The 7120-nt window shown below is 61.9% G+C and carries 5 protein-coding genes; 4 read left to right on the top strand and 1 reads right to left on the bottom strand.

The genetic code is table 11. From position 1 onward, the window contains the following. From MOV75_RS21480 to MOV75_RS21495, 4 genes are all read left to right on the top strand, one after another. Positions 1-1121: FHIPEP family type III secretion protein (locus MOV75_RS21480; protein WP_247006548.1), on the top strand; the 1121-nt coding region annotated here is incomplete at its 5' end. A gap of 294 nt (positions 1122-1415) precedes the next feature. Continuing rightward, positions 1416-1616 (top strand): hypothetical protein, encoded by a 201-nt coding sequence (locus MOV75_RS21485; protein WP_011084994.1) that lies wholly within the window; start codon positions 1416-1418, stop codon positions 1614-1616. Between the two features lie 1771 nt (positions 1617-3387). Then, positions 3388-5115, top strand: coding sequence for an adenylate/guanylate cyclase domain-containing protein (locus tag MOV75_RS21490; RefSeq protein WP_246929488.1), 1728 nt, complete (start codon positions 3388-3390; stop codon positions 5113-5115). Between the two features lie 218 nt (positions 5116-5333). After that, positions 5334-6236, top strand: a complete 903-nt coding sequence (locus tag MOV75_RS21495) for an ABC transporter substrate-binding protein (RefSeq protein WP_246929490.1) — start codon at positions 5334-5336, stop codon at positions 6234-6236. Between the two features lie 264 nt (positions 6237-6500). Here the strand turns inward: MOV75_RS21495 and MOV75_RS21500 are convergent. Beyond that, positions 6501-7120, bottom strand: a 620-nt coding sequence (locus MOV75_RS21500; RefSeq protein WP_247006550.1) for an FAD-dependent oxidoreductase, incomplete at its 5' end; no start/stop codon positions are given.

The following is a 7120-nucleotide window of genomic DNA, read 5'->3' on the forward strand; positions in this document are numbered from 1 at the left end:
ACCGGATCACCGCCAGGGCCGAGGAAGCCACCAAGGCCGCACCTGCTGCCGGCCAGCCCGGTGCACCAGGCGCTGCCGCAGCCGAAGAGCCGATCTCGGCCGCGCTCAAGATCGACGATCTCAAGATCGAGCTCGGCTATGCGCTGCTGCCGCTGGTCAACGGCCCCGACGGCACCGACCGCCTCACCGAGCAGATCAAGGCGCTGCGCCGCTCGCTCGCGATCGAGATGGGCTTTGTCATGCCGGCGGTGCGCATCCTCGACAACGTCCAGCTCGAGGCCAACACCTACATCATCAAGATCAAGGAGGTCGACGCCGGTACCGGCAAGATCTGGCCGAACCAGTTCATGGTCATGGATCCCGGCGGCAGCCAGGTGCAGGTGCCCGGCATCCATACCACCGAGCCGACCTTCGGCCTGCCTGCGACCTGGGTCGATGCCAGCCTCAAGGAGGAGGCCTCGCTCAAGGGCTACACCGTCGTCGACGCCGCGACCGTGCTCTCCACCCACCTCACCGAGCTGCTCAAGGCCAACATGTCGGACCTGCTCTCCTATGGCGAGGTGCAGAAGCTGCTCAAGGAGCTGCCGAAGGAGCAGAGCGAGCTGGTCAAGGACATCGTCCCCGGACAGGTCACGGTCTCCGGCATCCAGCGCGTGCTGCAGCTGCTGCTCGCCGAGCGCATCTCGATCCGCGACCTCTCGACCATCCTCGAAGGCATCGCGGATTCGCTGGCCTTCTCGCGCAATCCCGCGACCATGGTCGAGCACGTCCGGGCTCGCCTCGCGCGCCAGATCTGCGCGCAGAACACCTCCTATGCTGGCTATCTGCCGTTGATCGCGCTGTCGGCGAAATGGGAGCAGGCCTTTGCCGAATCCATCATCGGCCAGGGCGAGGAGCGGAGCCTGGCCATGCAGCCCTCGAAACTGTCGGAGTTCATGACCGGCGTGCGCGAGGCGTTCGAGCGCGCCGCGCGCGAAGGCGAGGCGCCGGTGCTGGTCACCTCTGCGGCAATTCGCCCCTTCGTGCGGTCCCTGGTCGAGCGGTTCCGGGCCCAGACGACGGTGCTGTCGCAGGCTGAAATCCATCCCCGGGCGCGGCTCAAAACGGTCGGAAGCATCTGATTTGCCTTAAGAAGCCGTGTGTTTTTCAGCCACAGGCAAATGGTTTTTGAGTTCCTGGCGCCTTGTGGACCAACTGCCGAAAAGGCGCCTGACACGCACATTACAGCTTTGAAATAATTACCGAAATGCACGATCCTGGGTCGCTTTTGATCGCGACCTTTCACGTCATCTCACGCTCTTGTGATGGTCTCTTGGGAACGAATCCCCCCAATACTAGGTTGTTGGGCACCGGAAGCAGGAACCTGCCTGAAACGGCCGGCGACTACTTCGGGTAGATGGCGGCAGGAGGCTTCCATGAACCACTCGATCTACAGCGCAGATCGCTCGACCCATTTGAAAATTGTGGTCGTCGCCCTCGTCGCGGGGATCGCGGTGGCAGGCTTCGGCATCACGGCACGCACGGGTTCGGATGAAGGTCTGACCCAGACGGCCCGCGTCATCAAGGCCGGCAAGCCGGTCGTTATCACCAGCTCGAACGCGTCCCTCGTTCGCTAAGGAGATCTGACGAGTTTTTCGAATTCACGCGGCTCTTTACCAGCCCCCCAAAGTCGCCACGTGGATATGTAGACGACCCCAACCCCAAGTCGACTACAGAAAGCGCCCGCCCCCCACGGGCGCTTTCTCATGTCTGGACCTCCTCGTCGCGAGCGCAGCGATTTGTCCGCCACAGTTTCCACATCGTCATTGCGAGCGCAGCGACTTGTCCGCCGAGCCTCGGCGAAGGCGGAAGCAATCCAGAATCCCAAAGCGGAAACAGTCTGGACTGCTTCGTCGCAAGGGCTCCTCGCAATGACGGTTGCGTGTCTCTCGTGTCCCGGACGCGCTGCAACGCTCTTCGTTGCTGCGCAGAGCCGGGACCCAGCAGGCCACGGCACTCGTTGATGCATGGGCCCCGGCTCTGCAGCGCACCGTCGAAGAGACGCTGCGCTGCGTCCGGGGCACGAGACCTGTGTCCTTTGCGCACGCTGCCTCAGCGCGTCATTGCGAGCGCAGCGAAGCAATCCAGGAATCTTTCCGCAGGGACCATATTTGGTCCGTCATCCTGAGGTGCGAGGCATGCGATGCGAACGCATCGCAGGCCGAGCCTCGAAGGATGAACGGCCGAGGTGCAGCCGGGCTGTCGCCCTTCGAGGGCCGCTGAAGAAGCGGCCGCCTCAGGGTGACGGTCCGAGATGATGCATGCGGCAGCATTCGATAGTCGCTTTCGACTTGCAGACACACCTTCGCGTCCTCGCGGCTCATTTCGCCCGAGCTTTGTTTCGTTGCCTTGCCCTCTCATGAAAGAGGGCGCAGGGAAGGCCGGGAGCCGGTTGGCTCCCGTGGACCGCCATGCCAAGAGCAGATTGCGTGTGCTTCTGCATAGCGGAGAACAGGGCAACCGGAGACATCCCGGCCTTCCCTGCGCAGTGGTCTGACGGCTTATGTCGTGCTCTCCCCGGGGAGCGTTGCACTATTGCCCCCGTCGCCTTGCGGATGGCTGATGCGTGTGCCCGGTTGGGCAGTCCACATCACCGCAACGCTTGGCGCACAGACCCCGGGCGCCAGGACCACACGATTTTGCCGTACGCCGATCACACCGGTCGTGTGCGCGACGACCTCGCTCACGGTTGCCCACCCTGCGAAATCCAATCGCGCCGATGTCACCGGCGTCCACCGCCGCCCGGCCCGCGTTCGTGACGATCGCGATACGCCCCTCTTCCTTGGGCCGGGTTGCCGCGACACATACGTCAATTCCGAATTTCGGTAAAGTGGGATATTTTTGATGACGGGCGTTGACCGACCCATGGCGTGTTTTGCCCGTCAGGCAACGCAAGGGCTTGTAGATCGGCGCAACCCGCCGAATTGGAAGCGATCAGTGGCATTTGCTCTGGAACAGAAGCGAAGCTGACGGTCGGCGAACTGCACCGCAAGGGCTGCTAAGGGGCCACAAGGAGACAAAGTTGTGGTTTGCCTCTTCGGCCCGGATGATCAACATCGGGTGGCACGATAGAGGCCGCACGCCTGTTCGCTGCGGTGGCGTCGCTCGATGACTTGGATGGGCCAGAATGTGAGCCGGAGACTGACGTCGCCGAATACCAGTGCCGTCGGGGCTACATAGGTCGACAACTTAGCCACACTCCTACCGCGTGACTATTCCGCTCTAAAGGCGCAAAACATTGCACCCGTGCGCGTGCGCGTGGGGAATTTGAATGAGCTCCGCTCGACGGCGGAGCGACATGTTATTCTGGGCCGTCGTACCTGTTATGATTGTACAGGAGACCGCATCATGATTGCTCAAGATCGGTTTCGCGGCCTCTTTCGTAAATATTTGCTCGCACTTTTCGTAGCTGTCGCAATCCCACTGGCATTCAACGGCGTTATTGAAGGGTGGTTCGGCTATCGCGATCAGCGCGCGAGGCTTGACCAGTCGCTTGGTCTTCAGTCAGCATCCGCGGCCGCCGAAATACACGATTTCATCCACGGTATCACAACTCAGCTTGGCTGGCTGGTCCAGCTTCCGTGGACCGAGGAGCCCGACGACCGCCGGCGGACCGACGCGTTGCGCCTCCTTCGACAGGCGCCTGCCGTCGCCAGCCTCACGCTCCTCGACGGCAACGGTCTAGAGCGTCTCTATATCTCGCGGATCGGCCTGAATCGGATCGAGAGCCGCGCGGACCGATCAGCCGATCCCACTCTGGTCGGTGCCCGGGCAGCTCAGATCTGGTTCAGCGAAGTCAGCTACAATCGAGGCTCCGAACCGTACTTGACCGTTGCGACTGTGGGCAACCGACAGGCTGTCGGCGCAGTTGTGGCCGAAATCAACCTTAAGCTGATTTGGGACGTGATCTCGGCGATCAAGTTCGGAAGGACCGGCTACGCCTTCGTCCTGGACGGATCGGGTCGCCTTATCGCCCATCCGGACATCAGCCTCGTTCTCCGCGGGGCAGAAGAAGCAACCTCCGAACCATTTCGGGCTGTGCGGGACGCAATAGGGCCTAAACGGGGCTTCGCAACGAGCCGGGATGCACAAGGACAATATATTGTTGCCAGCACGGCTCCCGTGCAGGGCCCCGATTGGACAGTCGTGGTCGCGCAGCCGCTATCTGAAGCTTACGCGCCGATCCATGCCGCCCTTTGGCGGACCGCAATGCTTCTCGCAGTCAGCATCATACTAGCAGGGGTTCTGGCCTACGCGTTCGCGGACCGGATGACGGAGCCAATTAGACTGCTCGAGGAGGGCACGGAGAGGATTGGTGCCGGGTTCTTTGACCACCGCATCTCAATCCACACCGGGGACGAGTTCCAGCGCCTTGCAGACAGCTTCAACAGAATGGCTTCCGAGTTGGCGCTGGCGCAGCAGCACCAGGAGCGCATAGCCAAGCTCAAGCGGTTTCTTGCCCCCCAGGTCGCCGATCTCGTCGATAGAGCCGGGGACGACAGCGTGCTGGACGGCCGCCGCACGGAAGTCGTCGTAGTCTTCTGCGATTTGAGGGGTTTCACCGCGTTTTCAGCAGGAGCTGCGCCTGAAGACGTCATGAGCGTACTGTCCGAGTACTATGAGAGCCTTGGCAGGGTCATCGCGGAATTCGAAGCAACTCTGATCAATTTCTCCGGAGACGGACTGATGGTTCTGGTGAACGCACCTGTCCCAGTCGAAGAGCCTGCATTGAGAGCTATCGATCTCGCCATCGACATGCAGAAGAACGTGCAAGCCCTTATCGCTGGCTGGCGATCGAGTGGCTACCACGTTGGTTTCGGAATCGGCCTAGCCAGCGGGCCCGCGACTGTCGGCCGGATCGGATACAAGGACCGGCTCGACTACACCGCCATTGGCAGCGTTGTGAATCTCGCCGCCCGACTGTGCGCATCTGCCGCAGACGGGGAAATCCTAATCGACGCCAAAGTCGCCGTTGGCGTCAAGGGCAAGCGGCCCGTCGAGGATCTTGGGGGCCGAGAAATCAAGGGATTTGATGAAGCTATTCCTGTCTTCGGGATAGACTTCAATACTCTCTAGCCGAGGCTGGCCGCCGGATGCCTGGCATAACCCTGTTGAAGACTGTTTGAGCATCCCGAGCTATGCTCTGCCAATTAGTTTTCGGTAGCGGATGCATATGCATGAGGTGCGCCCGTTCAGTAGCAGCAACGCCACGAAGCGCCAGGCGGCGTGATTTTCTGCTTTTGATGGTAGGTGCTGCGACGTGCACGACCGCCTCGTATGCGCAGAAATCCTCCATGCCCGTCATTGGCTATCTTTGTCCGGAGTCGCTCGAACTCTTTGCCAGTCGACTTGAGGCTTTCCACCAGGGACTAGGAGAAGCCGGCTTTGTCGAGGGCCGCAATGTGGCAATCGAGTATCAATGGGCCAACGGACAATATTCTCGATTGCCTGCCTTGGCTACCGAACTGGTCGCCCGCAACGTGGATGTGCTCGTGGCGCCTGGGGGCGCCCCCGTGGCACTGGCCGCGAAAGCGGCGACTACGACCAAGACAATCGTTTTTGAGATGGGCGGCGACCCCGTCCAGCTACACGTGGTCGACAGCTTGTCGCGGCCGGGCGGAAATATCACGGGAGTTTCGAGCCTGAGTGTCGACGTTTCGCCAAAGAGGCTTGAGTTTATGCGCGACCTGATGCCCACAGCGCCGAAGTTGATGGTTGTCGCCAACCCGACAAGTCCGACCGCACAATCACAATTACAGAAGCTTCACGCCGCTGCAGACACCCTGCGGGTTCAACTGGAAGTCTTAGGCGCAAGTAAAGAGGATGAGTTTGAATCTGTATTCGCCGCCGCGGCCAAGGACGGGGCAAGTGGGCTTGTTTTTACCTCGGATCCCTATTTTGCATTTCGCAGTTCGCGGTTGGCTGCTCTCGCAATAAAGCATCGCGTGCCCGCAATCACACAGACCCGAGACTTTCCCGTTGCTGGAGGTTTGATGAGCTACGGTGGAGACTTCATGCAGTCGCACCGCCGCGCCGGGATCTATGCCGGACGGATCCTGTTGGGCGAGAAGCCTTCCGATCTTCCAGTCCAGCTCGTCACAAAGGTAGAGCTCGTTATCAACTTGAAGGCTGCCAAACTGCTCGGTTCTGCGTTCTCCTCAGTAATCGTTGCCGGCGCGGATGAGGTGCTCGAGTAAACTACGCTTCCGAGCGGACACGTATGGGCTTGCAGCGACGTCAGACTTCGAGGCCGGGGCTGGCGGTGGATCGTACGTGAGCGCTGGATACTCTGATCGAGAGCCGTCTGTCGTCGGCTATGGGGTCATTTGCCGACCTCGCGAGAACGAGCGGCGCAGTCGGCTCAGAGGCCCCGGGCGGATGAAGGCTGGCAGCCGCTCCGCTGCAGTTGCTCGCCCGAAGGCCCTCTGAGACTGCCGACCAACCACGCAACCGTCGCCTTCTCAACGGCGCGGCGCCCCATAGCTCGGCGGCGGCGCCTGCACGATCGGCGCGGCGGCGGCGAACAGATCTTCCCTGCTCCCGGTCAACGGCGGATAGATGCGCTTGCGGTTGATGGTCTGCTTGGTCGTCTTGGCAGCCTGACCGGTGGTCCGCACCTCGCGGTCCCAGCCCTCAGTGTAGAGCGCGCCCCAGGCGCCGAGATCGAGCACGGTCACGTACCAGTCGATCCGCAGCGGCAGCATCGGCAAGCCTGCGAGATCGGCGACCACGTTGTGACCGGCAAAGCGGCCCATGGGCCGCGCGAACTGGCAGGACATCACGGTCGGATGCAGCCCGTCGACCACGCTCGAGGCGACGTCGCCGGCCGCGAACACGCCGCCGACATCCGCGACCCTCATGAACGGATCGACGAGGAGACGCCCGAGGCGATCGCGTGCGTCCGGAAAACTCGCCGCCAAGGGACTGGCACGCATCCCGGCGCACCAGATCACGGTTTGCGCCGGAATGAACTCGCCCGAGCTCAACCGAATCCCGGCCGCCTCGACCGATACGACGCGCACGCCAAGCCGCGTCTCGACCTCCAGCGCGGCCAAGGCCGTCTCGATGACGGGTCGCGCCT

Source organism: Bradyrhizobium sp. PRIMUS42 (assembly GCF_023006515.1).
Classification (GTDB): domain Bacteria; phylum Pseudomonadota; class Alphaproteobacteria; order Rhizobiales; family Xanthobacteraceae; genus Bradyrhizobium.